General features: G+C 64.0%; 24 protein-coding genes and 2 tRNA genes. 16 read left to right on the forward strand and 10 right to left on the reverse strand.

Annotation, left to right across the window (positions count from 1 at the left end):
* The first annotated feature begins 377 nt into the window (after positions 1–377).
* Entirely contained in the window at positions 378–1,508 is a 1,131-nt protein-coding gene (locus tag DVO78_RS15945) for an ATP-grasp domain-containing protein (protein ID WP_120006364.1), read from the forward strand.
* Between the two features lie 262 nt (positions 1,509–1,770).
* Positions 1,771–3,600, forward strand: a complete 1,830-nt coding sequence (locus DVO78_RS15950; protein WP_120006366.1) for a phosphoenolpyruvate carboxykinase (GTP) — start codon at positions 1,771–1,773, stop codon at positions 3,598–3,600.
* A 61-nt stretch (positions 3,601–3,661) separates the two neighbouring features.
* Here the strand turns inward: DVO78_RS15950 and DVO78_RS15955 are convergent, their stop codons facing one another.
* A complete protein-coding gene (locus DVO78_RS15955) occupies positions 3,662–5,122 on the reverse strand; it encodes a phosphohexomutase domain-containing protein (protein WP_120006368.1) in 1,461 nt (486 codons plus the stop codon).
* 76 nt (positions 5,123–5,198) lie between these two features.
* On the opposite strand from DVO78_RS15955, the gene DVO78_RS15960 reads away from it, so the two are divergent.
* The 3 genes from DVO78_RS15960 (at position 5,199) to DVO78_RS15965 (ending at position 6,809) form a co-directional block, all read left to right on the forward strand.
* Positions 5,199–6,044, forward strand: coding sequence for a hypothetical protein (locus tag DVO78_RS15960; RefSeq protein ID WP_157984091.1), 846 nt, complete (start codon positions 5,199–5,201; stop codon positions 6,042–6,044).
* Complete coding sequence (locus DVO78_RS17650) at positions 6,044–6,190, forward strand: hypothetical protein (RefSeq protein ID WP_157984092.1); 147 nt, start codon at positions 6,044–6,046, stop codon at positions 6,188–6,190. Before DVO78_RS15960 ends, DVO78_RS17650 begins: the two co-directional genes overlap by 1 nt.
* Positions 6,191–6,290: 100 nt before the next feature.
* On the forward strand, positions 6,291–6,809 hold the full coding sequence (locus DVO78_RS15965) for a DoxX family membrane protein (protein WP_120006372.1): 519 nt from the start codon (positions 6,291–6,293) through the stop codon (positions 6,807–6,809).
* A gap of 227 nt (positions 6,810–7,036) precedes the next feature.
* On the opposite strand, the gene DVO78_RS15970 is transcribed toward DVO78_RS15965, so the two are convergent.
* Both DVO78_RS15970 and DVO78_RS15975 read right to left on the reverse strand, forming a co-directional pair.
* Entirely contained in the window at positions 7,037–7,288 is a 252-nt protein-coding gene (locus DVO78_RS15970) for a hypothetical protein (RefSeq protein WP_120006374.1), read from the reverse strand.
* 50 nt (positions 7,289–7,338) lie between these two features.
* A complete protein-coding gene (locus tag DVO78_RS15975; RefSeq protein WP_120006376.1) occupies positions 7,339–7,677 on the reverse strand; it encodes an ArsR/SmtB family transcription factor in 339 nt (112 codons plus the stop codon).
* 337 nt (positions 7,678–8,014) lie between these two features.
* On the opposite strand from DVO78_RS15975, the gene DVO78_RS15980 reads away from it, so the two are divergent.
* Entirely contained in the window at positions 8,015–9,310 is a 1,296-nt protein-coding gene (locus tag DVO78_RS15980) for an MFS transporter (protein WP_120006378.1), read from the forward strand.
* Positions 9,311–9,361: 51 nt separating this feature from the next.
* On the opposite strand, the gene DVO78_RS15985 is transcribed toward DVO78_RS15980, so the two are convergent.
* Positions 9,362–9,447, reverse strand: a tRNA-Ser gene (locus DVO78_RS15985).
* A 100-nt stretch (positions 9,448–9,547) separates the two neighbouring features.
* On the opposite strand from DVO78_RS15985, the gene DVO78_RS15990 reads away from it, so the two are divergent.
* Positions 9,548–9,973 (forward strand): hypothetical protein, encoded by a 426-nt coding sequence (locus tag DVO78_RS15990; protein WP_120006380.1) that lies wholly within the window; start codon positions 9,548–9,550, stop codon positions 9,971–9,973.
* A gap of 179 nt (positions 9,974–10,152) precedes the next feature.
* Here the strand turns inward: DVO78_RS15990 and DVO78_RS15995 are convergent.
* The 5 genes from DVO78_RS15995 to tmk all read right to left on the reverse strand — a co-directional run bounded on the left by DVO78_RS15995 (position 10,153) and on the right by tmk (position 14,732).
* Positions 10,153–10,225 (reverse strand) — tRNA-Thr (locus DVO78_RS15995).
* Positions 10,226–10,320: 95 nt separating this feature from the next.
* Entirely contained in the window at positions 10,321–11,295 is a 975-nt protein-coding gene (locus tag DVO78_RS16000; RefSeq protein WP_120006382.1) for a universal stress protein, read from the reverse strand.
* 83 nt (positions 11,296–11,378) lie between these two features.
* Positions 11,379–12,896, reverse strand: coding sequence for an alpha/beta hydrolase (locus DVO78_RS16005; protein WP_120006383.1), 1,518 nt, complete (start codon positions 12,894–12,896; stop codon positions 11,379–11,381).
* Positions 12,886–14,076, reverse strand: coding sequence for a DNA polymerase III subunit delta' (locus tag DVO78_RS16010; protein WP_120006385.1), 1,191 nt, complete (start codon positions 14,074–14,076; stop codon positions 12,886–12,888). The genes DVO78_RS16005 and DVO78_RS16010 overlap by 11 nt, the downstream gene beginning before the upstream one ends.
* Positions 14,073–14,732 carry a dTMP kinase gene (gene tmk / locus DVO78_RS16015; protein ID WP_120006387.1) on the reverse strand — a complete coding sequence of 220 codons (660 nt, stop codon included), beginning with the start codon at positions 14,730–14,732 and terminating at the stop codon, positions 14,073–14,075. Before tmk ends, DVO78_RS16010 begins: the two co-directional genes overlap by 4 nt.
* Positions 14,733–14,759: 27 nt before the next feature.
* Here tmk and DVO78_RS16020 point away from each other — a divergent pair, with 27 nt between their 5' ends.
* Together DVO78_RS16020 and DVO78_RS16025 are read left to right on the forward strand one after the other, a co-directional pair.
* The gene (locus DVO78_RS16020; protein WP_238385362.1) at positions 14,760–15,092 is read left to right on the forward strand and encodes a DUF2516 family protein; all 333 of its coding nucleotides are present in this window, start codon (positions 14,760–14,762) and stop codon (positions 15,090–15,092) included.
* 88 nt (positions 15,093–15,180) lie between these two features.
* Positions 15,181–15,927 carry a phosphoglyceromutase gene (locus DVO78_RS16025; RefSeq protein ID WP_120006390.1) on the forward strand — a complete coding sequence of 249 codons (747 nt, stop codon included), beginning with the start codon at positions 15,181–15,183 and terminating at the stop codon, positions 15,925–15,927.
* Between the two features lie 106 nt (positions 15,928–16,033).
* Here DVO78_RS16025 and phoU read toward each other — a convergent pair whose 3' ends face one another.
* Positions 16,034–16,690, reverse strand: coding sequence for a phosphate signaling complex protein PhoU (gene phoU, locus DVO78_RS16030; protein WP_120006392.1), 657 nt, complete (start codon positions 16,688–16,690; stop codon positions 16,034–16,036).
* A 164-nt stretch (positions 16,691–16,854) separates the two neighbouring features.
* Here phoU and DVO78_RS16035 point away from each other — a divergent pair, with 164 nt between their 5' ends.
* The 7 genes from DVO78_RS16035 (at position 16,855) to DVO78_RS16065 (ending at position 25,886) form a co-directional block, all read left to right on the forward strand.
* Positions 16,855–18,084: a sensor histidine kinase gene (locus tag DVO78_RS16035; RefSeq protein WP_202912224.1), complete on the forward strand. Its 1,230-nt coding sequence runs from the start codon at positions 16,855–16,857 to the stop codon at positions 18,082–18,084.
* Between the two features lie 25 nt (positions 18,085–18,109).
* Positions 18,110–18,790, forward strand: coding sequence for a response regulator transcription factor (locus DVO78_RS16040; RefSeq protein WP_120006394.1), 681 nt, complete (start codon positions 18,110–18,112; stop codon positions 18,788–18,790).
* Positions 18,791–18,924: 134 nt separating this feature from the next.
* On the forward strand, positions 18,925–20,559 hold the full coding sequence (purH, locus tag DVO78_RS16045) for a bifunctional phosphoribosylaminoimidazolecarboxamide formyltransferase/IMP cyclohydrolase (protein ID WP_120006396.1): 1,635 nt from the start codon (positions 18,925–18,927) through the stop codon (positions 20,557–20,559).
* A gap of 49 nt (positions 20,560–20,608) precedes the next feature.
* On the forward strand, positions 20,609–21,943 hold the full coding sequence (gene mgtE, locus DVO78_RS16050; RefSeq protein WP_120006398.1) for a magnesium transporter: 1,335 nt from the start codon (positions 20,609–20,611) through the stop codon (positions 21,941–21,943).
* Positions 21,944–22,075: 132 nt separating this feature from the next.
* Complete coding sequence (locus tag DVO78_RS16055) at positions 22,076–24,295, forward strand: NADP-dependent isocitrate dehydrogenase (protein ID WP_120006400.1); 2,220 nt, start codon at positions 22,076–22,078, stop codon at positions 24,293–24,295.
* A 99-nt stretch (positions 24,296–24,394) separates the two neighbouring features.
* A complete protein-coding gene (locus tag DVO78_RS16060) occupies positions 24,395–24,919 on the forward strand; it encodes a gamma carbonic anhydrase family protein (protein ID WP_120006402.1) in 525 nt (174 codons plus the stop codon).
* 10 nt (positions 24,920–24,929) lie between these two features.
* Positions 24,930–25,886 (forward strand): TIGR03885 family FMN-dependent LLM class oxidoreductase, encoded by a 957-nt coding sequence (locus tag DVO78_RS16065; protein WP_120006404.1) that lies wholly within the window; start codon positions 24,930–24,932, stop codon positions 25,884–25,886.
* Positions 25,887–25,905 lie beyond the last annotated feature (19 nt).

Genomic DNA, 25,905 nt, shown 5'->3' on the forward strand with positions numbered 1-25,905 from the left:
GTGGGTATCGATGTGTTCTGGCAGCAGCGCGTCGAACTGCTCCCACAGGGGCTCGATGATGAATGATGGCAGTGCAGGCACGGGTCACCTCGGGGAAGGAAGGCGGCGTAGAACACCTCTTCCTTTACCGGGGCCCGTGCCTGTCTTGGGTCACCGACACACCACCTACTGGCGCACGCTCTTATAGGGATTAGACCGCTCAGCCTTCGCGAATTCGCCTCAGCCACTTACGATTCACAGTGAAGCTCACAGCGAGTTCCCTGGATTTAAACAGTGGATAGCCTGGTCCTGTTGATGGAGTAACCAGATATCTCTCCTACTCTGAATCGTTGCTAGTGGAGTGCCCATCAGGGTGATTCAGCACAGATGAGCGAGAAATGATGAAGGGCGTTGTGGTGGAACTCTCGGATACCTATGAATATCTCATTAAACATGACATCAAAGGTGGACTGACCAGCACCCTCATTGCCAATAGGGCGATGGTCAAAGGTATTCGAGTAACTCCGGACTCCAAACGTCGCCTCAGCATGCAGGTTGGAAAGAGCCGCATATGGTTCGACGGGGCGCGCTCTAATCTCAACAATTTACTGGCCCGTCGGTGCACACGCTACAAGGACGTCACCAGTCGGCTTCTCCAGAACCATGGAGTCAAGACTCCGGACAACGCCGCTTTCTTCAGCGACCAGATCCATGAGGCGTGGGCGTGGGCTTCGTACCAGCTGCCCGTGGTGGTCAAACCGCCGAACGAAGGCATGGGCAGCTCCGTACACGTAGGCCTTTCGGAATTTGCCGAGTTCGAGAGAGCCTTTACGGCAGTGGCCTCGCTTTCTGAGCGGGTTCTTGTCGAACGGTTCGTTCCTGGGGTGGAGCACCGAGTTCTGCTGATCTACGGCCAAGTCGCAGCAGCTGCGCGGCGAGTACCGGCCAATGTCATCGGAGACGGTACCTCGACGATCGCAGATCTGGTCGAGCAGAAGAACCAGCTGCGTACCGAATCACAGAACCCTGTTCACTATCACATTCCCATTGACGAGGTGGTGGTTCAGGAGCTGAAGAAACGGCGGCTCACCCTTGAGTCCGTCCCTGGGCACGGCCAGCAGGTGTGGCTGCGCCCCAATTCCAATGTTCACAGCGGAGGTGATGGTGTCGATGCCACTGATGAGCTCAGCCCCGAAGAGATCGCGATGGCGCAGAAGGTGGCCACCGCAATTCCCGGTCTGCGGCTAGCTGGTGTCGACATGCTTCTTCCCCGGGACGGTCACGGTGTGGAGCCGTATGTCCTGGAGGTCAACAGCTCACCGATGATCACTGGTCATCACTACCCGTGGGTCGGTCAGAGTAGGGACGCTGCGGGCATGCTGGTGGACGCAATGTTCCCGAAGAGCTCGGCGTCGAAGATCGAAGTGCCCCAGAGCCCGCCTGCAGAGGCAGCCACCACGGCGTTCAGGCGGCGGATGAGGTATTTCCGACGCCGCTGGCGTTGGTTTCGCTCCGGGGAACTGAAGTGATCGGCGGTCAGCCGTGCCGCAGAATGTGAATCCGGTCACAATTGTGGTGCTGTTCATCTGAATGTGACATCTCCGCGTTACAGTTAGCATCATCTGCTTCAGCAGGCTGGACCAGCTGGCGGAGCGGGACGGGCGCGAACAATGAGGTTGGCGTCTCTGGGCGGCAACGCCTCGCGTCTCGCCGCGCCTGCTCCCAGCCCCACGAGCAGAAGACCAGAATTTTGTATCCAATGAGAGGCATATAGCAGTGACCACCGTTGCAATGGGGCCCGGTGCAAAGCCGCAGGACATCGCCGAAGATGCTCCGACCACACATAAACCTCTGCTCGACTTTGTCGCCAGAATCGCAGAACTTGCTCAGCCCGCTGCCCTGCACTGGGTGGATGGGTCTGAGCAGGAGCACACCCGACTCACCGATGAACTGGTCGAAGCCGGGACGCTGACCCGGCTGACCAGCCCAGATTTCCCCAACTCCTTTGCGGCATTCTCCGACCCGGCAGATGTGGCCCGGGTCGAGTCGCGGACCTTCATCTGTTCCGAGAGAGAGCGCGACGCCGGTTTCACCAACAACTGGGTGGCCCCGGAGGAGATGCGCAAGACCCTCAGCGGGGTTTTCGACGGATCCATGCGCGGCCGCACCATGTACGTGATCCCGTTCGTGATGGGGCACCTGGAGGCCGATGATCCCAAATTCGGCGTCGAAATCACCGATTCGGCCTATGTAGTGGCTTCGATGCGCATCATGGCGAGGATCGGCACCGATGTGCTGCGCAAGATCGAGGAGCTTGACGCGTTCTTCGTCCCGGCGGTCCACTCCGTGGGCGCTCCGCTGGAGCCCGGGGAGAAAGACGTCCCGTGGCCCTGCAACTCGGAGAAGTACATTGTTCACTTCCCTGAATCCCGCGAGATCTGGTCCTACGGCTCGGGATACGGGGGCAATGCGCTGCTGGGCAAGAAGTGCTACGCCCTGCGCATCGCCTCGGTGATGGCCCGGGACGAAGGCTGGCTGGCCGAGCATATGCTCATTCTCAAGCTGACCAGCCCGGAGAACAAGAGCTACTACGTCTCCGGGGCCTTCCCCTCAGCCTGCGGCAAGACCAATCTGGCGCTCATCGACCCCACTTTAGAGGGCTGGAAGGCCGAGACGCTGGGCGATGACATCACCTGGATCCGTCCTGGGGCCGAAGGCGAGTTCCGGGTGGTCAATCCGGAAGCCGGTTACTTCGGTGTGGCACCGGGCACTGGCTGGCACACCAACGCCAACGCCATGCGAGCCATCGCCAAGGGGAACTCGATCTTCACCAACTGCGCGCTGACCGATGACGGAGGTGTCTGGTGGGAAGGCATGACCAAGGAGGCCCCGGCTCATCTGATGGACTGGCAGGGCAATGACTGGACGCCGGAATCCCCAGAGCCTGCAGCCCACCCCAATGCGCGGTTCTGCACGCCGATCGACCAGACTGCCATGTTGGCACCGGAGTACTTCGAGCCCAACGGCGTGAAGCTGGATGCCATCCTCTTCGGCGGACGCCGAAAGACCACCGTGCCACTGGTCACCGAGTCCCGCGACTGGAACCATGGCATCTTCTTCGGCGCCACCTTAAGTTCGGAGACCACGGCCGCGGCCGAGGGTCAGGTCGGCACCGTCCGGCGTGACCCTATGGCCATGCTGCCGTTCATCGGCTACGACGCCGGTGACTACCTCAAGCATTGGGTGGAGGTCTCCGACCGGGCCGATCCGGAGAAGCTTCCCACAATCTTCCTGGTCAACTGGTTCCGCCGCAACCGTGACGGCGGTTTCGCCTGGCCCGGATTCGCCGAGAACACCCGGGTGCTGAAATGGATCGTTCAGCGGCTGGAGGGAACCGGCGACGCCGTGGAGACCCCCATTGGCTTCACACCCACCAAGGACGGACTCGACCTCAGCGGCCTGGAGGTCACCGATGAAGACATTGAGGACGCGCTCAAAGTCGACCCTGACGAGTGGGCAGAAGAGTTCCGAGGCATCGAGGAGTGGTTCGACCAGTTCGGCGAATCACTGCCTGGCTCCATCCGAGCCGAGCTTGAGGAGCTGCGCAGCCGGATCAGCTGAGGGGACCCCAGCCCGCTGGACGTGAGGCCGAGAGGTGTCCCCTCACCAGCCGGCCAGCGGGTCAGTTCGCCCGAATGATGTCCAGCACCTTATCGCGGACAGACGCCATCAGGTGTTCGGTGTGCGCCTCACCGTTGTAGCGCAGGAAGGGCTCAGTGTTGGAGGGCCGGAGGTTGAACCACCAGGTGCCGTCGGCGGCGCGCACTGTGGCCCCGTCCAGAGTGGAGACTGTGGTCTGCGCCCCGGCAAATTCTGGGTTGCGCGCCCGGCTGATCAGATCCTCGGGAGACCCTGGTGTGAACTCAGGAGCGAACTCTGCCAGGACACGTTCGATCGTGCCCTGCTTGTCCGCAACCTCTGAATTGATCTCACCTGAGGCGAAGTAGGGGTTGTACTCCGCAGCCAGCTCATTGAGCCCCAGTCGCTGCTCGCCGAGCGCGGCCAGCACGTGCATGGCGGCCAACATCCCGGTGTCGGCGTTGAAGAAGTCCCGGAAGTAGTAGTGGGCCGAATGCTCCCCGCCGAAGACTGCTGACTCCTGCGCCATCACCGCCTTGATGAAGGAGTGCCCCACCCTGGTCTCCACGGCGCGGCCACCCTCGCGCTCCACCAACTCCGGTACTGCCGTGGAGGTGATCAGATTGTGGATGATCACCGGCCTCTCTTCGCCCTCGGCTTTGGCCCTGGCGATTTCGCGGCGGGCCACCAGCGCGGTGACTGCAGAAGGTGAAACGGGCTCACCGAGTTCATCGATGACGAAGCAGCGGTCGGCATCGCCGTCGAAGGCCAACCCAATGTCAGCTCCGTGCTCGCGAACAGCCTGCTGGAGATCTCGCAGGTTCTCCGGCTCCAGCGGATTCGCCGGATGGTGGGGAAAAGTGCCGTCCAGCTCAAAGTACAGCGGAACGATCTCCAACGGCAGTGCCTCCAGCCGCTGACCACCCAGCACAGCCGGTGTGGTCATACCTGCCATGCCGTTGGCGGCATCCACGACCACCTTTAAGGGCCGGATCCCGGTCAGGTCAACGAGCGAGCGGAGGTATGCGGCGTAGTCGGTAAGCAGATCGGCGGAGTCCTGACTGGCGTCGTTGTTGGAGAGCTCCCCGGAATCAAGGTAAATCTGGGCGGCAGCCCGGATGTCCTCCAGTCCGGTCTCAGCGCTCAGTGGTACCGCGCCGGCGCGGGTCATTTTCATCCCGTTGTATCCGGCGGGGTTGTGGCTGGCGGTGAACACCACCCCCGGTGCCCGCAGCGTGCCGGAGGCGTAATACAACATGTCGGTGGAGATCTGCCCGAGGTCGGTGATGATCGCGCCCCTGGACGCGGCGCCGGCGGCGAAGGAGGCGGCGAAGTCCTTGGACGAAGGGCGCATATCCCCTCCGACCAGCACCCGGCTCCCGGAGAGCTCCAGGACGTCGACGAAGGCTGCGCCGACTGCATGGACGGATTCGGCGGTGATGGTGTCCCCGACGAGTCCGCGGACATCGTAGGCCTTGAAGGATGTAGATAGATCGATACTCACTTGGACATCTTATGCGGAGTGGGTACTTAAACGCGGGCCGTAGTCGCGGGCCGACCCCTGCCGTAGACTGATCTGCATGGAAATCCTCATGCTCGTAGTCCTCGGGCTGGTGGTCTTCCTGCTCGTGCGCAGGATGATGCAGCGACAGGCCCAGAAGATGCATGACCGTATGCAGCAGGAAATCACACCGGAAACGGCCCGCCGGGCCGTCTTGGCACTTAGCGATGATCAGCACAAGGCGGTGTATCAGGCGATCGCTGCTGAGGACGCCAAGCGGGCCCTGATGGTGTTCAAGGAGGCCACCGGCGCCTCGGTCCAGGACTCCCTGGTGGCGGTCCAGGCGCTCTTCCGGCATCCGCAGCCCGCTCCCTCGGAAATCCGGTTCCAAGAGGGCTTTGACCTCAACAGCGACGGCGACGGCGTTCGCGATGAATACCTTGAGGACGCTATCGACGATGTACGTGCTGAGGTTGACTCTCCCGACGCCGTCAGTGATCCCCAGGAAGGGCCATTGGCTGAGGCGGACCCCAATACCGGGGAGATCATCGGGGAGAACTCCAACCAGGTCCCCGACGTCCCGGGTGGGAAAGAGTCGGCGAAGCCGGCCGAGGGCGATGAAGACCTCGATGCCAAGGCCCGCGAACTGATGGATGCCTCCGGGTTTGACCCCGAGCAGGAACTGACCATTCCTGAGGACTGGGGAGTTGAGGATGAGCAGACTGGTTTTCATCTTGAGGTCCAGCGTGGTGATGAGAAAATCACGCTCTCGCACGAGGACTTGGAGCCCTGGGTACACGATCAGCTGTACGCGCTGCTCCGTGATGACCACGTCGATCAGGCGGCCGAACTGCTGGCCGCCAACTCCCCGCTGACCGCCGACGAGGCCCACCGTTTCCTGGTGGTCTTCAAGAACCAGTCGTGATGAGCGCAGTGCAGCTGATTGCCGTCGTGTTGGTCGGTCTGACCGTGATGCTGTTGGTCTTTCTGGGGTCGGTGATGATGACCAACCGCAAAAACGACATCCGCCGGCACAGGGGTCATGGTCAGAGTCCGCCCGGTGCGGAGTGAGACCAAAGTCACCTCACGGGTGGGTGGGCGGTCCCTCGCCTGTTACGCACTGTCCCGGTAAGCTGTTTTCTACAAGCTGTAGAAGACACGGGAGGCTCCGATGGAGACCACGAAAACTCGCCGATCAATTGCTTCATCGAAAACCTCAGGTGCCGTGTGGTACGTGCTGGCAGCTGTGCGCATTCTCATCGGTCTGGAGTTTCTCTGGGCCTTCGCCGACAAAGCGTTCGGACTGACCTTCAGCACTGCCCCGGAGAACGCATGGATTGCCGGTGGGTCCCCGACTTTCGGCTATCTGAGCGCAGAGCGAACTCTCCAGGATGTCTTCCAGCCTCTGGCAGACAGCGTGCTGGTCGAATGGCTCTTCATGCTGGGGCTGCTAGGCGTCGGTGTCGGCCTCACCTTCGGCATTGCCGTGAGGCTCTCGGCGATCGCCGGCGCGCTGATGCTGCTCTTCATGTGGCTGGCGGCGTTCCCCATCGCCACCCACCCATTCATCAACTACAACTTGGTCCAAGCAATAGTGGTCCTGGTGTTCCCACTGACTCTGGCCCACCAGCGTCTGAGCCTGGCGGGCCCCTGGCGGAAGCTGACCCGCGGGTCCGGCTGGATCCAGTAGCAGTTCTCGCGGCGCGGCATTCATCAGGAACTCGGGTTCCGCCAGGACACGACTCGGAAGATTCTCGATGGCGTAGGTCTGTAGCAGGGCATCACGCTGCGGCTCCAGGCCCCGTTTTGCGGGTGGGAAAGTCCATGCTCAACGAACTTACGGGCCAGTCTCGTTCAGACTGATAGTACAGGGTTGCTCTCGTCAATCGTGTGTGGAGAGTTCGTCTGCTGGCTGGGTTACGGTCTGGGATGTGTTTTGCCAGGTATGAGCAGCGAGGACCGCCCCCAGTATGCCGATGGCCGCGAGACCCAGAGCGTTAGTAGTGCCGCCCATTGTGGAGTACCGTCCATCCAGGCGATGCCCCCGGTCGCGACCAGCGGCAGGATCGGCAGTGCGATACCGCCGGTGAGCAGACCGGTGCCCAGCAGTGCGATGACCTGTGCGCTGAACAGCTTCGCGTAGGTCGGGTTTCTCAGCACGGCGATCATGCGTTCGGAACCTTGCCTTGCGGGTCAAGAGCAAGGCAAGGGTGGCAGGGTCACTGCTGGGGCGTGTGATGGTGCGGCGGGGACTGACCGTTGCCGACGGCGTGCTCAGCCTGCTTGATCGCCTCAACGACCACGGCCAGGGGGTGCTCATCGGTGAGACGGTAGAGAACGCTGGTGCCTTCCTGCCGGGTCGTGACCATCCTCGCCATTCGCAACCGGGCCAGATGCTGCGACACCCCCGACGGCGTCTTGCCCACGATCTCGGCCAGCGAGTTGACCGGCAACTCATCGGTCCGCCGCAGCGCGAGCACGATCCTGATCCTGGTCGGCTCCGACAGTATGCCCAGCACCTCGGCGGCGAGATCGACGTACTGCGATGACGGTTCCATCCCGCAAATCTTATTATCCGCATTCATACTCAGATAATAACATGCATTGTGCTCGCTGTCATGATGGGCAGCATTGTTCTCGATGGTCGAGTAGCGCTGGTGAGAGACGGGAGACTCCGTCGAATGGCTCCCATGGTTCACGTTCAGTTCCAACGTGACGTTGTGGAGGTCACTGTTGCGTAGTAGGACCTTTTGTAGTGAAGCGGGATATCTTAGTGTCGCATTGCTGAGGTGGTGGAAGCCATGTCGGCTCGAAACGGCAGAACACCCTGGTAGCGTTGTGTTACTTCGGGAACGGACAAGGATCATCCAGAGGCGTCAATCGGCGAGGAAGTATATGAAGAGCCGGAAAGGGCGCAGCGAGAAATTCGTAATGCCTGGTGACCCATCCGTCTCCGCGTCTGCGTTCAAGGATCCCTCATTCAGATGGTTATGGTTCGCATCTGTGTCTGCTCACAGCGCGTCGGCGGTGGGAACGGTTGTGATACCGCTCTTAGCGATCCAGGTGCTTGGACTCACCTCGGGGACAATCGCTCTGCTTGCGACCGCAGCAGCTTGTGTGGCGCTTGTTGTGGGATTGCCGACGGGGATGTTCGCGGAATTCCGGAAGAAACGTCCGATTCTCATAGGCGCGGACTGCGTTCGATTCGGGGTCTTCGCGGCACTTGGGGTCCTGCAATTCGCCGGGCAGTTGAGCCCGTCAGTGCTTCTGTTGGCGATGTGCAGCAACGCAGCCATGCAGGTCTTGTTTGGCAGCGCGTCCTTAGCACACACTAAGGATCTGGTGCCCTCGAGTGCGCGTGCCGACGCGGTCGGGAAGTTGCAGGGCGCTGCGTGGGCGGCGATGATCTGCGGTCCCATCGCGGCAGGAACGTTGGTGGCCGTCATTCCAATTGGCGTAGTTGTGGTCAGTATCGCGCTGTGTTTTTTGGGCAGCGCTGTATGTATCGTGTGCATTCGCAAGCCCGAAGGGCTTGTGCCGAAGCAGACCGCAGGAGAAGGCAAGATCCGCGAGCTGTTTGCCGGGGTTCGTTTTTTCGCCTTTCACGCAATGTTGCGGCGGCTCCTTGTTTCGTGGGTCCTGTTCGCTGGGGCTGTTGCCGCGTTGACGCCGGTGACTCAAGTTTTTTTTCTGAGGGACCTGGCTTTCAGCCCTGAGCAGTATGGTCTTGCAATGGGGATTCCATCGCTCGCGGCGCTTTTGGGCGCTTGGATGAGCGGCCGTGTGATTGGCCGACTAGGCGTGCGCAGAACTATTCTCTTTGGCAGCCTACTGCGCGTCCCCATGTACTTTATATACCCTTTTCTCCCTCCTGGCACTGCGGGACTTATCGGGGCTGTCGCTGCATTTGGGGCCATTCTATTTCTCTCATCGCTGGTGAATGCGGGATTATCGACGCTCAGAATGGAACTGATCCCAGATTCGCTAATGTCTCGAACGAGCTCTGCCTGGATGATGTTCACGATGCTTGCGGGCCCGATCCTGATCCCCGTTGCTGGTGTTGTGATGGCCAGCTCTTCGCCACGGGTAGCGTTGTGGGTGATCGCAGGGATCGTCACGTTGTCAGCCGCTGTGCTCCCCATGAGTGCGTTGAATCGGCGCTATGAAGAGCCCAAGGCGCAGGACGTGTAGGGCTCCAAGAAACCCGAAGCGGTCAACTTGCACGTGGACTGACCTTGATCGCGGTGCGGGTGGGATTCGAACCCACGGTAGGGGTTGCCTACAACGGTTTTCAAGACCGTCACCTTCGGCCGCTCGGTCACCGCACCTGGAGTATTTCCAGCTGATCACTATACGCCACAGCTGTGATTCTGCTCGAACCGGCGCGGCCTCGAGGTTGAGTGGCGAGCGCGTAGACTGGGCGGCACTATGGAGCTGTTCAGAGGGCGCCGTCGGGCCAAGAAGATCGACAAGGAGCTCGGCAAGGGGTTGTGGCGACAGGCTCATGACCGCTATGTGCGCGGCCTGGACCGTTACCATCAGATCCTCGAGGGTGTCGAAGACAACGCCGTCCACAACCAACTCGTGGTGGTCGGCGATGAGCTGGCCGAGCAGCTTCCCCGCGTTTACCAGCTCTGCCGGCGTGCGCATGAGCAGTTCCCGTCCACTGGGATGAACGTTCCGCGAGGGGCAAGCGCACTGCATTCCGGGCTGTCGAGAGCCGCCAATCATGTTGCGACCACCGCAGAGGCTGAGGCGATGGTGCGCCTGCAGCACGGGCAGCTCGACGCCGTCAGGCGCCGGGCCGACCAGGTGCTGCAGTGTCTGGCCGAGGCAGAGTCTGCCTTCCCGTGAGGCGCGGAGCGTAAGCGACCGCGCCGGCTTCAGGCGTGATGGTCAGCGTCCGCTGACCGCGACCCGATTGAGCCGAGTGAAGAGACGAGCTTGCTCGTGATCTTCCGAAGCGATTGAGGATTGCGCACCGAGGCTGTGCAGAGCCCAGCGGAGTATCCCCGCCGGCGGAACTCACACCGAGCCTCCTATCGGATTTGAACCGACGACCTTCCCATTACGAGTGGGATGCTCTACCAGCTGAGCTAAGGAGGCGCGCGATTGACGCGGTCAGCAATCTTACCAGGGCAGATGTGTGCCCCGGTCAGGAGTCCGGATCTCTGCCTGACCGGGGCGCCTCCTCCGCAGAGTCAGTGGGCGGCTTTCCGCGCCGCCGGGTGCTCTTCCTCTGGCAGACGCGGATCATCGGCTTCGGGCACCACCATGACAGGGCCGTCAGCGTGCATCAGCAGAGACGAAGAGGTCGACCCCAGCAGGGCGCTGGCAATTCCGCCTCGGCCCCGCGTTCCGACGACCGTCAGTTGGGAGATTTGCGTCTCCTCGCGCAGCACCTCGACGGGAAGGCCATCGACTACCGCGCAGCTGATCACCAGGTTCTCGAAATGCTCCGAGAGCCACCGGACGATCACCTGAAGCCGATCCTCCAGTTCCCGGCGCCGCTGGTTGTGCTCATCCTCACGAGGTCCGAGTTCCGGATACCACAGAAGCGCGCCGTCCAGCGGGGGTGCGCCCATCACCACTCGCAGTGGCACGTGGTGGGCGGCAGCGACCTCTGCTGCCTTGAGCGCAGCAAGCTTGGCTCCGTGCGAGGAGTCCATTCCCACCGTCACCGGGCGTTCGTCATTGCTGAGCCACGGGTCATCGCCTGTGGTGAGGTCATAGTTCTTGTCGATCACCACTGTTGGGCATGCGGCATGCGAGGGCAGGGCAGAGGCGACTGAGCCCAGCACACGGCCGATGAAGCCACCTCGACCGCGTGCGCCCACCACCGCCAGCTCCGCGTTGGAGGAGTGGGCCACCATGACCCCGGCAGCATCGCCGTATTCGACGTGGAACTGTGCCTCACCGGGAAAATCCTTCAAGATCTCCCGGGCGCTGTCCAAAGTGGCCTCCGCTCCCCGGCGGGCCAGCGTGTCTCCGGTCACCTCAGTGACGCTGTCGGTGTACCCGGCGATCGCACGAGGAACCGTGAAAGCGGTGATCACCGTGATCGGCAGACCGTGACGCCGTGCCTCCACCGCGCTCCAGCGCAGAGCCCGGGTAGCATGGTCGGAGCCGTCGAACCCGACTAAGACCCCCAATGATCCGTGTATATCCAGCACCATGGCTGCCTCCTCGTATCAGGCTGCGGTGACCTCTTTGTCACGGCACCTCCAGGTTAGCAGTGACGTATGTCACCCTGCTAGGTTCAGCATTCCTCGCGACCTTCAAAGAGCTCTCCGTCTACCAGGTAGTCATCGACAATCTCAGTCACACAGGAGTTGGTCGGCCCATAGGAGATATGACCGTCCCCCTCATAGATCAGCAGCGACGCGTTGGGCAGCAGGCTGTCGATGTTCTCCGCCCATTCCACGGGAGTCGCCGCATCCTGAGACCCGCCGATCAGCAGCATCTGTGGCAGCTCAGCACTGGGCTCCCACGGTCTGCCGGCGCGCTCTCCGGGAAGCGCATCGCAGAACTCAGTATTCGGCGCTACGAACTGCTCGGTGAACGGAGCTTCTTCATCATCCAGCAGGCCTGGGCTGGAGAGGCCCTCTCCGTCTTCGGGGTAGTCCAGGCACATGATGGTGCGGAAGGACCAGCTGGAGATCCAGTCATAGCTGCCGTCGGCGTTCCTGCCGGCGGCAGCGTCGGAGAGCAGCTGGAAGTATTCTGCGTCGTCCTCCTCCACCCATTGCTGCAGAGCCTCCAGCAACACAGTGTTCCCGCCGGGGAGGTACATTGTGGTGGACAAGCCGCTGAAGACGGTGTTCGCGGTGATCAGCCGTCCATCCGGGCCTGTCACCGGGTTGGCCCACAGGTCATCGACCCGTTCGCTGATCCCCTCCATCACGTCCTCGGCCCCGCCGTCGATCGGGCAGTCCTGATGATCGGCACACCACTGGGTGAAGTCCCTCAGCTGCCGCTCGAACCCGGCGGCCTGGTCCTCGGTGATGCCGTTGAGGCTCAGCGAGACATCCATCACCGCATCCAGGGCCCACCGGCCGATCCGGTCAGGGAACAGCTCCGCATAGGCCAGCCCCAGCTTGGTGCCGTAGGACATGCCGAAGTAGTGCAGCTCATTCTCGTCCAGAGCCGCGCGGAGGATATCCACGTCCCGGGCGGCGGAGATGGTGTCGATGTGCTCGATGATGTCCCCGCTGAGCTGCTCGCACTGCGCGATGACCTCATCGAGCTCGGCATCACTGAGCTCCAGCTCACCGTCCAGCTCGGCCTCCCCGGTCATCTGGTTCCACAGGTCGTAGTCGGCGTCGTCCATGCACTCCACAGGCTCCGAGCGGGAAACACCCCTGGGGTCGAACCCGACAATGTTGTACTCCTCGCGCAGCCGGGAGCTGAAGATCAGGTTCGCCTGCTCAACCACCAGTTCGGTTCCGGAGGCTCCTGGGCCGCCGGGATTCACCACCAGGAACGGCTGATCGTCCAACGATTCAGCGACAAACTCGATGTCAATGGTGTCGCCCTGCGGATCGCTGTAGCTGCGCGGTACACTCACCACCCCGCAGAACAGGCCGTCCTCGCAGTCCTGCCAGTCCGGTTGCTGGTCGTAGAACGACTCCAGTCCGGACAGGGGCTCCTGCGGGAAGTGCGCCGGCGGCTGGTGGTCCTCAAAGGGGGCATCGTCCTCCTCTGCCGTGCATCCGGTCAGAAGCAGCGCGACGACGGCCCCAGCAGCAGTCAGCACGGTCGGGCGGTTATGCGCCACGGTGTCTCCTAGGAATCAGGTGCATCATCAGGGCCTCCATGGCCAGGGCCGGGGGCACATTCTGGGTAATCCTCGTCCGGGCGGTGTTCAGTGCGTCCAGGCAGCCCAGGGCCTGCTCTGCGGAGAGGGTCTCAGCCAATTCGGCCAGCTGAGCGCGCAGGTGCTCGTTGATCAGCTCGGCACCGGTGTTGAGCTTGATGCTGAGCACATCGCGGTACACCGCAGTCAGGTCGATCAGCGTGCGGTCCAAGGAGTCGGTGACGGTGCGTTTGGCGCGTCTGGCGGCGTCGTCCTCAAGCCGCTTGAACTGGGTGCGCAGCTTGGGCGGAATCTTCTCCTCCGGCTCCAGCCCCAGCGACCGGCGCAGGGCGGTCTGCTCCCTGGCCAGGCGGCTCTCGGATTCGGAGGCGGCGTCGGCCTGCGCCATGGACACCAGCTCGGCGGCCGAAAGCACCGCCTGGGAGGCCGAACGGACCTTCAGCGGCAGAGAGACCGTCTGCTCGCGGCGGTTTCGGGCCTCGACGTCGGCGGCCAGCCGCCGGGCCACCCCGATATGGCTCTGTGAGACCCGGGCGGCGAAGCCGGCTTGTTCGGGGCTGAGGCCGTCGCGCTCCACCAGCAGGGCCTCCACTGCTTCCACCGGGGGGATGCGCAGGCTGATGTGCCGGCAGCGGGAGCGGATGGTGACCAATACATCGGCCGGCGACGGCGCGCAGAGAACCCAGATGGTCTGCGGTGGCGGCTCTTCAATGGCCTTCAGCAGCACGTTGGTGGCCCGTTCGGTCATCCGGTCGGCGTCCTCGACCACAATCACCCGCCACCGGTGGCCCTGGGGCCGGTCCTGGGCGGTGGTGATGAGTTGGCGGACATCTTCGATCCGGTAGCTGACGTTCTCGGTGGACACCATCGTGACGGTCGGGTGGGAGCCTGCAGAGACCATGCGGCAGGACTGACAGGTGCTGCAGCCGCCCTGCTCACAGTTCAGCGCTGCGGCAAAGGCCCGGGCGGCGTTGGAACGGCCGGAACCGGGTGGGCCGGTGAACAGCCAGGCATGGGTGGGGGAGCCCGACGCCGCGGCGTCGCTGAGCTGCTCCACGGCGTCGTGCTGGCCGACCAGCTCCGAGAACCCCCCAGAGTCTGTTGCGGGGCTGAGGGATGGGGGAGGCGCAGGGCTGCTCATGATGCCGCTCCTGCCCGGTGGAGCAGCGGTTCCAGCCTGGCGCGCACCTCGTGGTGGATGGATTCGACGGCGTCTGTGGCGTCCAGCACCAGGTAGCGCGCGGGTGCCGCCGCCGCCCGGTCCAGGAACGCTCGGCGCAGGGCCGCGTGGAACTCGATGTCTGCCGATTCGATCCGGTCTCCGGCGTCCCCGCCGTCGCGGGCTGCCCGGCGTTCGGCGGAGACTTCCGGGTCCAGATCCAGCAGCACGGTCACATCCGGTTGCAGCCCTTGGGTGGCCCATTCATTGATCTGTGCCACCTGCTCTACGCCCAGACCGCGGCCGGCGCCCTGATAGGCCAGTGAGGAATCGATGTAGCGGTCACAGAGGACTACCGTCCCAGAGTGCAGCGCAGGCCTGATCTTCTGCGTGACATGGGCGGCCCGGGAGGCGGCGAACAGCAGAGCCTCAGTGCGCGGATCCACCTCGCCCTGGCCGTGGTCGAGCACCAGAGATCTGATGCGCTCGCCAATGGCGGTGCCGCCGGGTTCCCGGGTGCGCAGCACCGCTCTGCCGGTCCTGTTCAGCCATTCCTCCAGAAGCTCCAGCTGGGTGGTTTTGCCCGCGCCTTCACCGCCCTCCAGGACGATGAAGACTCCGCTCGTCTCGTCACTCACGCGTTCCAGCCTATAGGCTTGGGTCCTATGGGACCCCTCTCCACCGTAGGCCAGTTGTGGCCCGCCGTGTTATACGCCGAAGCAATCATGCAGATGGCTTTGGCGGTGGGCTGCCTCGTGCTGGCGCTCATCGCCCTGTTCAAGTGTCTGCCGAAGAACCCTGACATGTTCTTTGTGCAGAATAAGCGGACCAAGGGCTTCTGGCTGGGTATGACCGGAGGCGCGGTCGCGCTGACATTGTTGGGATTCCTCGGCGTCGGGCCGTTCAATCTGCTCTTCCTTCTGGGCGGTGCCTGCATGGCGGCGGTCTACTTGGCCGATGTGAACCCGGCGGTCAGCGGCCGGCCGGAGAGCTTCTGAGCCCCGGCTGGTTAGTGCTCTGAGTAGAATCAGTGGCAGGACAACGGCGTCGACCCCTGTAGACCCCTGACGAATCGGAGTACCGGCAATGAGCTATGACCTGATCTTGCTGCGCCACGGCCAGAGCGACTGGAACCAGAAGAACCTCTTCACCGGGTGGGTCGATGTGCCGCTGACCGAGACCGGACGGGCCGAGGCCGCACGCGGAGGTGAACTGCTGGCTGAACATGATCTGCTCCCCGATGTGGTGCACACCTCGCTGCTGCAGCGGGCGATCACCACCGCCCACCTCTCGCTGGAGACCGCCGACCGGCTCTGGATCCCGGTCAAGCGGGACTGGCGGCTCAACGAGCGTCACTACGGCGCGCTGCAGGGCAAGAACAAGACCGAGATCCGCGAGGAGTACGGCGAGGAGCAGTTCATGACCTGGCGCCGCTCCTACGACACGCCGCCGCCGAAGATCGACGACGCCGACCCCTACAGCCAGTCCGGCGACCCCCGGTACGCCGACCTCGGCGAGGCCGCTCCGAAGACCGAGTGTCTCAAGGACGTCGTCGAGCGTTTCATCCCCTACTACGAGTCCGAGGTCATCGCCGATCTGAAGGCCGGTAAGACTGTGCTGCTGGCAGCGCACGGCAACTCGCTGCGCGCCCTGGTGAAGCACCTGGACGGCATCAGCGACGAGGACATCGCCGGGCTGAACATCCCCACCGGCATTCCGCTGCACTATCGGCTGGGCGAGGACTTCAAGCCGCTGAGCCCCGGCGGAACCTACCTTGACCCTGAGGCCGCCAAAGAGGCCATCCAGGCGGTGGCCAACCAGGGTAAGAAGTAGCCGCCGCGACCTGGAGCGCACAATGTCTCAGAACTGCGGAAACTCTCCCCGAATCGGGGAGAGTTTCCGCAGTTCTGAGACACATGCTGTAGATCGCCCGACGGCTTCAGGCGGCCGGCTCGGCTTCCCACTCGCCGGTCACCAGGTACTGCACCTTGCGCGCCACGGAGACGCCGTGGTCGCCGAAGCGCTCAAAGAACCGGCTGGCCAGCGTCGCATCGGCGGTGGTGGCCGCGGAAGCTGTCCACTCCGGCTGAGCGATGGCGGTGAAGATCCCTGCGTGCAGCTCGTTGATCTGCTCGTTGAGAGCATAGATCTCGACCACCAGATCCAGCTGGCGGGTGACCAGCAGCTCCACCAGTTTCTTGGCGATGGCGATGTCTTTCTCCGCCATTTCCCGATATACCGGGACCAATCGAGTGGGGGCCACGGGGTCCGGGTAGCGCAGCCGCGTCAGCTGCGCGATATGCCGGGCCAGGTCGCCCATCCGCTCCAATGAAGTGGACATCCGCAGCGCGCCGACGATCAGGCGCAGATCGGAGGCGACCGGTCCCTGCAGTGAGAGCAGCTCGATGGCCTTCTCGTCGAGGCCGTTCTGCTGGGCGTCGATGCGGGCGTCGGCGGCGATGACCTCTTCGGCCAACTGCAGGTTGGCGGTCTCGAACGACCGGTGGGCCTTCTCCATGGCCTCGGTGACCAGCACGGCGATGTCACTGAGCTGATCACCCAGGTTGTGAAGATCTTCCTGAAACAGCTTGCGCATAACTTGATGGTCCTTTCCCCACGACAGGTGCTCCGGTGATCTTCTCCGGTGAGGATGAACAACGCCCGGAGCATCAGGCAACGACGAGGTGAACACCGAGTGAACTGTTGCCCCGAGCTCGTCAGCCGCCCACCTGCGGCTGATTTTCCGCCTAAGGTGGAACTGTGGATTCTCTGCTGATCGGGTTGCTCGCCGGCGTCGTCGGCCTCGCCATCGGGGTGGTGGGCATGCATGCCTTCAGAGTCAGTGAGCGTCAGCGGGCTGAAGGGATCGACGTCGATGAGCCGACCATGCCCGAGGGCGCCACCGAGGTCCTGGCCTCGCTGGGGCTGGCCTACATTGTGGTGGACACCGTGGACGGGGTGGTGCGCGCCAACCCGGCTGCCTACGCCTTCGGTCTGGTCCGCGGGCACACAGTGGTCCACCAGGAGGTTCTCGGGCTCACCGCCCGGGTGCGCGGGGACGGGGTGATCATCGAGGAGCAGCTGGAGCTTCCCCGCGGCCTGCAGGGGGAGACCACCATTGTGGTCAACCTCCGGGTGGCGCCGCTGGGCGATGAATACATCCTGGTGCTCGCCGATGACCGCACCGAGGTCTCCCGCACCGAGGCGGTCCGTAACGACTTCGTGGCCAATGTCTCGCATGAGCTGAAGACACCGGTGGGCGCGATCAGCCTGCTGGCCGAGACCATCGACGACGCCGCTGAGGACCAGGAAGCGGTACGCCGCTTCTCCCAGCGGCTGCACAAGGAGTCCCACCGGCTGGCCGTGCTGGTCCAGGACATCATTGAGCTCTCCCGGGTCCAGGGCAAGAACGTGGTCCATGCAGGGGTCCCGGTGGACCTGCACTCGGTGATGGTCGAGGCAGTCGACCGTTCCAGGCTGCCGGCCGAGGCCAAGAGCATCGAACTGCGGATCGGCGGCAGTCTGCCTCGCCGGGTGCACGGGGATCCCGATCAGCTGACCATGGCCTTTCGCAATCTGATCGACAATGCGGTGCGCTACTCACCGGAGCACACCAGAGTGGGGATCGGGCTCTCCTCTCGCGACGGAATAGCCCAGGCCACGATTACTGACCAGGGCATCGGCATCGCACCAGAGAACCAGGAACGGATCTTCGAACGGTTCTACCGGGTGGACTCCGCGCGCTCGCGGTCAACCGGGGGGACCGGACTGGGACTGAGCATCGTCAAGCACGTCATCAGCAACCACGGCGGGGAAGTCGCCCTGTGGTCCCAGCCCGGCCGGGGCTCCACCTTCACCGTGCGCCTGCCCGAACTGGAGGAGGGGCTCGACGACCTCAGGGGACTGGGCTACGACGACGCCCAAGGACTCGCCAGCACCACCGTCACCACTGTGCCCACCACAGAGAAGAAGCAGCCGCCGGCCGAATAGAGCGGCGGAGAAAAGAGGAAGCACCTTGACCAGGATTCTCATCGTCGAAGACGAAGTCTCGTTCTCCGAGGCGTTGTCCTACACCCTCCAGAAGGAGGGGTACGACGTCGTGGTCGCCGAAGACGGCAATGAAGCGGTGGAGATCTTCGACAAGGAAGGCGCCGATCTGGTGTTGCTGGACCTGATGCTGCCAGGACAGCCCGGCACCGAGGTCTGCCGGCAGATCAGGCTGCGCTCGGCGGTGCCGGTGATCATGCTCACGGCCAAGGACTCCGAGATCGACAAAGTGGTCGGCCTGGAGCTCGGCGCCGATGACTATGTCACCAAGCCCTATTCCTCCCGTGAACTGCTGGCTCGGGTCCGGGCAGTGCTGCGCCGCCACGTGGACACCGACTTCGAGGACTCATCCACCATCGTGGCCGGGCCGGTGCGGATGGACGTGGAGCGCCACAGCGTTGAGGTAGCGGGTCAGAGCCTGAACCTGCCGTTGAAGGAGTTCGAGCTGCTGGAGATCCTCATCCGCAATGCGGGGCGGGTGCTGACCCGCGGCCAGATCATCGACCGGGTGTGGGGCAGCGACTATGTGGGTGACACCAAGACCCTTGATGTCCACGTCAAGCGCCTGCGCTCCAAGATCGAGACGGACCCGGCCAACCCCCGGCTACTGGTCACGGTGCGCGGCCTGGGCTACAAGTTCGCCTCCTGAGTGTGTGCCGCGCCGTCTCTGGGCCGGCTGGCACCGGCCTTGGCATCTGTGAAGTCGACGCCGGGCGCTCGGTGTGGGGCTTACGCCGGTAGACTGATCCGCGGCTCAGTTCGGAGACGCGTAAGGAGAGAACGATGACCAGTGCAGAAGGTTTCCAGCCGATCAGGCGAGCGCTGATCTCCGTGTTCGACAAGACTGGGCTGGCCGAGTTGGCCGCAGGCCTCCATCAGGCCGGGGTGGAGATCGTCTCCACCGGTTCGACAGCCACACGCATCGCTGAGACCGGCGTGCCGGTGAAGCAGGTTGAGGACGTCACCGGATTCCCGGAGATGCTCGACGGTCGGGTCAAGACCCTGCACCCACGCATCCACGCCGGCATCCTCGCCGACCGGGGCAACCAGCAGCACACCGAAACCCTTGAGGAGTACGGCATCGCCAGCTTCGACCTGGTGGTGGGAAACCTGTACCCCTTCGCCGAAACAGTGGCCTCCGGTGCCGCTGAGGACGAGATCATCGAAAAGATCGACATCGGCGGTCCCTCAATGGTGCGCGCTGCGGCCAAGAACCACGCCTCGGTGGCCGTGGTGGTGGACCCGCTGCGCTACGGCGAGACCGTGGCCGCTGCCCAAGGTCAAGGATTCAGCCTGGCAGCCAGGAAAAGGCTGGCAGCCCTGGCCTTCGCCCACACCGCCAGCTACGACACCGCGGTGGCCCGCTGGACCGCCGCGGAGTTCGGCGACGAGGTGGACAGCGCAGACATTCCGGCACCGGCCACTCTGAGCCGTGGCCGCCGGCTCGAGTTCCCGCCCTTCGCCGGCCTGACCCTGGAGCGTGTGGCCACACTGCGCTACGGAGAGAACTCGCACCAGCCCGCCGCGCTCTACGCGGAGCACAACGGTGCCCCGGGGCTGGCCCAGGCCACTGTGCTCCACGGCAAGGCGATGAGCTACAACAACTATGTGGACGCCGACGCCGCCGTGCGCACAGCTTTCGACTTCGATGAGCCTGCGGTGGCCATCATCAAACATGCCAACCCCTGTGGCGCGGCGGTGGCTGAGACCATCGAGGACGCTCACCGGGCCGCCCACGCCTGCGACCCACTCTCGGCGTTCGGCGGAGTCATCGCAGCCAACCGCGAGGTGACGGCCCCGATGGCTGCGACCGTGGCAGAGATCTTCACTGAAGTCGTCGTTGCCCCCTCCTTCGCCCCAGAGGCGCTGGAGATCCTGCAGCAGAAGAAGAACATCCGGCTGATCCAGCTGGTACCGGAGCACAGCCGCGATGAGGTGGAGTACCAGCAGATATCCGGCGGCATGCTGCTCCAGGCCTCAGACAGTTTCCAGGCGCCGGGGGATGACCCCGTCCGCTGGAGCTTGGCTGCCGGCCCAGCGGCGGACAACGCCCAGCTGGACGACCTGGCCTTCGCCTGGCGGGCAGTCCGGTCGGTGAAGTCCAATGCCATCCTGCTGGCCAAGGGCCAGGCCACGGTGGGCATCGGCATGGGGCAGGTCAACCGGCTGGACTCCTGCCGACTGGCAGTTCAGCGGGCCAACACCCTGGCCGGGGACGGGGTGGACCGTGCTTGCGGATCGGTGGCGGCCTCTGATGCCTTCTTCCCCTTCGCCGACGGCCTGCAGAGCCTGATCACCGCCGGAGTGACTGCTGTGGTGCAGCCCGGTGGGTCCCAGCGTGACGCCGAGGTCATCGCCGCCGCCGAGGAGGCCGGTCTGACCATGTACCTCACTGGTGCCCGGCATTTCTACCACTAGCACCGCCACCACTGACAGCCCCGACCCTGATCAAAGGGGGTAGTGCCCGATGACTGAACAACTCGACGACCTGGTGGATCTCATCAGGGAGGAACGCCTGCGTGAGCTGCGCATCGCCCTGGACGAGCTCCACCCCGGGGACATTGTCGACTTCTTGGAGCGCCTGGGGGTCAAGGACCGTGCGGTCACCTTCCGGCTGCTGCCCAAGGATACCGCCGTGGAGGTCTTCGACCAGCTGGACCAGTCTCTGCAGCACGAGATCATCGAAGGGCTCAAGGACGGTGACGTCGCCCATTTCTTCGAGTCCCTTGAGCCCGACGACCGCGTACGGCTCATGGACGAGATGCCGGCCTCGGTGGCCCGGAAGATGCTGCGCCACCTGGACCCTCGCGAACGCTCACTGACCAATATCGTGCTGGGCTACGCTTCCGGCACCATCGGCCGTGCGATGAGCCCGGAGTTTGTGGCCATTCCCGAGCACTGGACCGTCAAGCAGGCGCTGGAGAAGATCCGCCGTGCCGGGGTTGACGCCGAAACCGTCTACACCCTCCCGGTGGTGGACCGGCAGCGGCTGCTCAAAGGTGTGGTCTCCCTGCGTGAGCTGATGTTCAGCAGCGAGGACACCATGGTGGAGACCATCATGTCTGAGGCCGACTCCGTGGACGCCGACCACGACGCCGAGGACGCCGCCCGCCGCTGTGCCGATCGCAAGCACCTGGCGGTGCCGGTTACGGACAAGGAGCACCGCGTGGTCGGAATCTTCACCGTCGACGACGCCATGGACATCATCGAGCGTGCTGAGTCCGAGGACGCGGCCCGCCACGGCGGTGCCGAGCCGCTGCACCGCCCCTACCTGTCCACCCCGGTGCTGACCATCATGCGTTCGCGCATCGTCTGGCTACTGGTGCTGGCGCTGGGGGCGACCCTGACGGTGCAGGTGCTGGACACCTTCGAGGACACCCTGGAAGCCGTCGTTGTGCTGGCCCTGTTTGTCCCGCTGCTGATCGGCACCGGGGGAAACACCGGAAACCAGGCTGCCACCACGGTGACCCGTGCACTGGCATTGGGCGACGTCGCCACCCGCGATGTGTTCAGGGTGCTCTGGCGTGAGGTGCGGGTGGGGCTCACCCTCGGCTCGGTGCTGGGCGTGCTGGGCTTTGCGCTGGTGAGCTGGCGCTGGGACTGGGACGTGGGAGCAGTGATCGGGCTGACCCTGGTGGCCATCTGCACCCTGGCGGCCTCGGCCGGCGGGATGATGCCTATCCTGGGCAAGAAAGTCGGGGCCGACCCGGCGGTGTTCGCCAACCCCTTCATCTCGACCTTCGTGGATGCCACCGGGCTGATCGTCTACTTCCTGATCGCCATGGCCGTCTTGGGGCTGTAATTCCCCGGCGGCGGGGAAACCCCGCTCGCCTCTCGGCCGGCTGCAGTGGCGCCGGCCTTCACACCTGAAGAACCATTGATAGATTGAACCTGACTACTTCTGTACGACTGACCTCGAGGGAGCCGCCTTTCTATGGCAAAGATCATCTACACCAACACCGACGAAGCCCCGATGCTGGCCACCTTCTCGCTGAAGCCCATTGTCGAGGCCTTCGCCGCCACCGCGGGGGTCGAGATCGAGACCCGTGACATCTCCCTGGCCGGTCGCATCATCTCCCAGTTCCCGGACTACGTGGGTGAGGACAAGGCCGAATCCGATGCACTGGCCGAGCTGGGCGAGCTGGCCAAGACGCCCGAGGCCAACATCATCAAACTGCCCAACATCTCCGCCTCGGTTCCGCAGCTCAAGGCCGCCGTCGCCGAGCTTCAGCAAGCAGGCTACGCGCTTCCGGACTATCCGGAGTCTCCCCGGACCGATGAGGAGAAGGACATCCGGGCCCGCTACGACAAGGTCAAGGGTTCGGCGGTGAACCCGGTGCTGCGCGAGGGCAACTCGGACCGCCGCGCGCCGGCCTCCATCAAGGAGTACGTCCGTTCGAACCCGCACCGGATGGGGGAGTGGAGCGCCGAGTCCAAGACCGAGGTCGCCACTATGGGCGAGGCGGACTTCGCCTCCAACGAGAAGTCGGTCATCATCGACGCCGCCGATGAGCTCACCATCCAGCACGTTGCCGCCGACGGCACGGTGACCCCGCTCAAGAAGGGGCTCAAGGTGCAGGAAGGTGAGGTGGTCGACGGGACCTTCATCTCCGCCAAGGCCCTGGATGCTTTCCTCGCCGATCAGGTGGCCCGTGCCACGGAGCAGGATGTGCTCTTCTCCGCCCACTTGAAGGCCACCATGATGAAGGTCTCCGACCCCATCATCTTCGGCCACATCGTCAAGGCGTTCTTCCCCACCATCTTCTCGACCTTCGGTGACGACCTGGCTGATGCCGGGCTCTCCGCCAATGACGGCATGGCCTCGATCCTCACCGGCGCCGACACCATGGGTGAGACCGGCGAGGCGATCAAGGCCGAATACGAGAAGGCACTGTCCGAGGGCCCGCGGATGTCCATGGTCGATGACCGCAAGGGCATCACCAACCTGCATGTGCCCTCCGATGTGATCGTGGACGCCTCCATGCCGGCGATCATCCGCAACGGCGGCAAGGCCTGGGGGCCCACCGGGGAGACCGACGACACCCTGGCAGTGATCCCGGACTCTTCCTACGCCGGGGTCTACCAGGCGGTCATCGAGGACTGCAAGGCCCACGGCGCATTCGACCCCACCACCATGGGCACTGTGCCCAATGTGGGCCTGATGGCGCAGAAGGCTGAGGAGTACGGCTCCCATGACAAGACCTTTGAGGTCGACGCCGACGGCGCCGTCCAGGTGGTGAGCTCCTCCGGTGAGGTGCTCATCGAGCACCAGGTAGAAGCCGGTGATGTCTGGCGTGCCTGCCAGACCAAGGACGCCCCCATCGCCGACTGGGTCAAGCTCGCGGTGAACCGTGCCAAGGAGACCGGCTGGCCGGCGGTGTTCTGGCTGGATGAGAACCGCGCACACGACGCCAATCTCATCAGCAAGGTGAAGACCTACCTGGCAGATCACGACACCGACGGGCTGACCATCGAGATCCTCGACCCGGTAGCGGCCACCAAGTACTCGGTGGAGCGCATCCGCCGCGGCGAGAGCACCATCAGCGTCACCGGCAATGTGCTGCGCGACTACCTCACCGACCTCTTCCCGATCCTGGAGCTGGGCACCAGCGCCAAGATGCTCTCCATCGTGCCGCTGATGGCAGGCGGCGGGCTGTTCGAAACCGGCGCCGGCGGCTCCGCGCCCAAGCACGTCCAGCAGCTCACCGAGGAGAACTACCTGCGCTGGGACTCCCTGGGCGAGTTCTTCGCTATCGTGCCCTCGCTGCAGACCTACGCAGAGCAGGCTGACGCACCGCGGGCCAAGGTGCTGGCCGCCGCCCTCGATAAGGCCACCACCACCTTCCTGCTGGAGAACCGCAGCCCGGGCCGCAAACTCGGCAGCATCGACAACCGCGGCAGCCACTTCTACCTGGCCCAGTACTGGGCTCAGGAGCTGGCCGCCCAGCACGATGACGCCGGACTGTCTGACACCTTCACCCCCGTGGCAGCCGCCCTGGTGGAGAAGGAGGAGCAGATCCTTGAGGAGCTCAAGGGCGTTCAGGGGAGCCCCGCCGATATCGGCGGCTACTACCGGCCCAATGAGCAGAAGGCCTTCAAGGTCATGCGTCCCTCCGCGACCCTGAACAGCATCATCGACTCGATCGTAGCCTGAGCCGCTTGACGCCGAGCAGGTCCGGAACGCCGCTGGGGCCGCTCGGCGTCTCTGGCTAGACTGGGAGTTGTCTTGGCCCGAACTCGAAGGAGAGCACAGATGGCAGTGATACTCACGGTGGCGGAGAACTCCCCCCGGCTGGGACAGCGGGTCTTCCTGGCGCCGACGGCCTCCATCACCGGAGATGTGGTCATGGGAGACGACTCCAGTGCGTTCTACGGAGCCTCTGTCCGCGGTGACACCAATCGCATCGTCATCGGGGAGGGCACCAACCTTCAGGACAACGTCTCTGTGCACGCCGACGACGACGCCCCCTGCCTCCTGGGCAGGGGCATCTCAGTGGGCCACGGCGCGGTGGTGCACGGGTGTGAGATCGGAGATTCCTCCCTGGTGGGCATGAACGCCACTGTGCTGTCCTACTCGAAGATCGGCGCTGAGTCGCTGATCGCCGCCGGGACGGTCGTCCTTCAGGGCACTGAGGTGCCGCCACGGTCGTTGGTGGCAGGAATCCCGGGCAAGGTCAGGCGCGAGCTGACCGATGAGGAGGTCGCGGCTCTGCATCGCAACGCCGAGGTCTACCTCGAGCTGAAGGAGCAGCATATCGAGGCCACAGCCTCTGACTGAGGAGCTCACCATGCCCAGCTACGGCTTCCACGCCTCCCAGGAGCAGATCTCGCCCTCACAGCTGCTCAGGGACGTCCAGCGAGCTGAGGCAGCGGGGTTCGAGGCCGCCATGAGCTCGGACCACTTCATGCCTTGGTCCCAGCGTCAGGGCCACTCAGGGTTCACCTTCTCCTGGCTCGGTGCCGCTCTGGCCAGCACGAGCTTCCCGATCGGCTCGGTCTGTGCGCCGGGGCAGCGCTACCACCCCGCCGTCGTGGCCCAGGCTACCGCGAGTCTCGGTGAGATGTTCCCGGGCCGGTACTGGGTCGCCCTCGGTGCCGGACAGGCGATGAATGAGCACATCACCGGTGACCGGTGGCCCTCCCTGGAGCAGCGAAGGGCCCGGTTGGCAGAGTCTGCGGATATCATTCGGCGCCTGCACCGCGGTGAATGGGTCAGCAGTCACCAGGGCGTCATCGACGTTTCCGACGCCTATCTCTACGACCGCCCCGAAACACCGATTCCGCTCTATGCCGCCTGTATCACCCCCGAGTCGGCTCGGCGGGCGGCCTCCTGGGCAGAGGGGATCATCACACTCAATCAGCCCGGAGGAGCTCAGAACGAGGTCCTGGAGTCCTATCGGGAAGCAGACGGGACAGGTCCGGCCCTTCTCCAGGTGCACCTCAGCTGGGCGGAGACGGACCACGCCGCTCAGGAGATCGCCTACGACCAGTGGCGCACCAATGTGTTGGGCCATCCGCAGGACCAAGACCTGCCCACCCCGGCGCATTTCGATGCAGCGGCCGAACAGGTCAGTCTTTCCGAGGTGTTGGGGGCGGTGTGGACGTCGTCGTCCCTGACCGCTCACGCCGAATGGATCGCTGAGTCGGCTGAGATCTTCGACCAGATCTACCTGCACCACGTGGGCCAGGACCAGACGCCCTGGCTGGAGGCCGCCGGTGAGCACCTTCTGCCCGCCCTGCCCTGAGAAGACGCTGTGACGTGTT

Source organism: Nesterenkonia muleiensis, from assembly GCF_003600155.1.
Lineage (GTDB): Bacteria > Actinomycetota > Actinomycetes > Actinomycetales > Micrococcaceae > Nesterenkonia > Nesterenkonia muleiensis.

Excerpts from the sequence above, each read along its gene's own strand:
- DVO78_RS15945 (WP_120006364.1), top strand. The coding sequence starts at position 378 with ATGATGAAGGGCGTTGTGGTGGAACTCTCGGATACCTATGAATATCTC.
- DVO78_RS15950 (WP_120006366.1), top strand. The coding sequence starts at position 1,771 with ATGGGGCCCGGTGCAAAGCCGCAGGACATCGCCGAAGATGCTCCGACC.
- DVO78_RS15960 (WP_157984091.1), top strand. The coding sequence starts at position 5,199 with ATGGAAATCCTCATGCTCGTAGTCCTCGGGCTGGTGGTCTTCCTGCTC.
- DVO78_RS17650 (WP_157984092.1), top strand. The coding sequence starts at position 6,044 with ATGAGCGCAGTGCAGCTGATTGCCGTCGTGTTGGTCGGTCTGACCGTG.
- DVO78_RS15965 (WP_120006372.1), top strand. The coding sequence starts at position 6,291 with ATGGAGACCACGAAAACTCGCCGATCAATTGCTTCATCGAAAACCTCA.
- DVO78_RS15970 (WP_120006374.1), bottom strand. The coding sequence starts at position 7,288 with ATGATCGCCGTGCTGAGAAACCCGACCTACGCGAAGCTGTTCAGCGCA.
- DVO78_RS15975 (WP_120006376.1), bottom strand. The coding sequence starts at position 7,677 with ATGGAACCGTCATCGCAGTACGTCGATCTCGCCGCCGAGGTGCTGGGC.
- DVO78_RS15980 (WP_120006378.1), top strand. The coding sequence starts at position 8,015 with ATGAAGAGCCGGAAAGGGCGCAGCGAGAAATTCGTAATGCCTGGTGAC.
- DVO78_RS15990 (WP_120006380.1), top strand. The coding sequence starts at position 9,548 with ATGGAGCTGTTCAGAGGGCGCCGTCGGGCCAAGAAGATCGACAAGGAG.
- DVO78_RS16000 (WP_120006382.1), bottom strand. The coding sequence starts at position 11,295 with ATGGTGCTGGATATACACGGATCATTGGGGGTCTTAGTCGGGTTCGAC.
- DVO78_RS16010 (WP_120006385.1), bottom strand. The coding sequence starts at position 14,076 with ATGAGCAGCCCTGCGCCTCCCCCATCCCTCAGCCCCGCAACAGACTCT.
- DVO78_RS16020 (WP_238385362.1), top strand. The coding sequence starts at position 14,760 with ATGGGACCCCTCTCCACCGTAGGCCAGTTGTGGCCCGCCGTGTTATAC.
- DVO78_RS16025 (WP_120006390.1), top strand. The coding sequence starts at position 15,181 with ATGAGCTATGACCTGATCTTGCTGCGCCACGGCCAGAGCGACTGGAAC.
- phoU (WP_120006392.1), bottom strand. The coding sequence starts at position 16,690 with ATGCGCAAGCTGTTTCAGGAAGATCTTCACAACCTGGGTGATCAGCTC.
- purH (WP_120006396.1), top strand. The coding sequence starts at position 18,925 with ATGACCAGTGCAGAAGGTTTCCAGCCGATCAGGCGAGCGCTGATCTCC.
- mgtE (WP_120006398.1), top strand. The coding sequence starts at position 20,609 with ATGACTGAACAACTCGACGACCTGGTGGATCTCATCAGGGAGGAACGC.
- DVO78_RS16055 (WP_120006400.1), top strand. The coding sequence starts at position 22,076 with ATGGCAAAGATCATCTACACCAACACCGACGAAGCCCCGATGCTGGCC.
- DVO78_RS16060 (WP_120006402.1), top strand. The coding sequence starts at position 24,395 with ATGGCAGTGATACTCACGGTGGCGGAGAACTCCCCCCGGCTGGGACAG.
- DVO78_RS16065 (WP_120006404.1), top strand. The coding sequence starts at position 24,930 with ATGCCCAGCTACGGCTTCCACGCCTCCCAGGAGCAGATCTCGCCCTCA.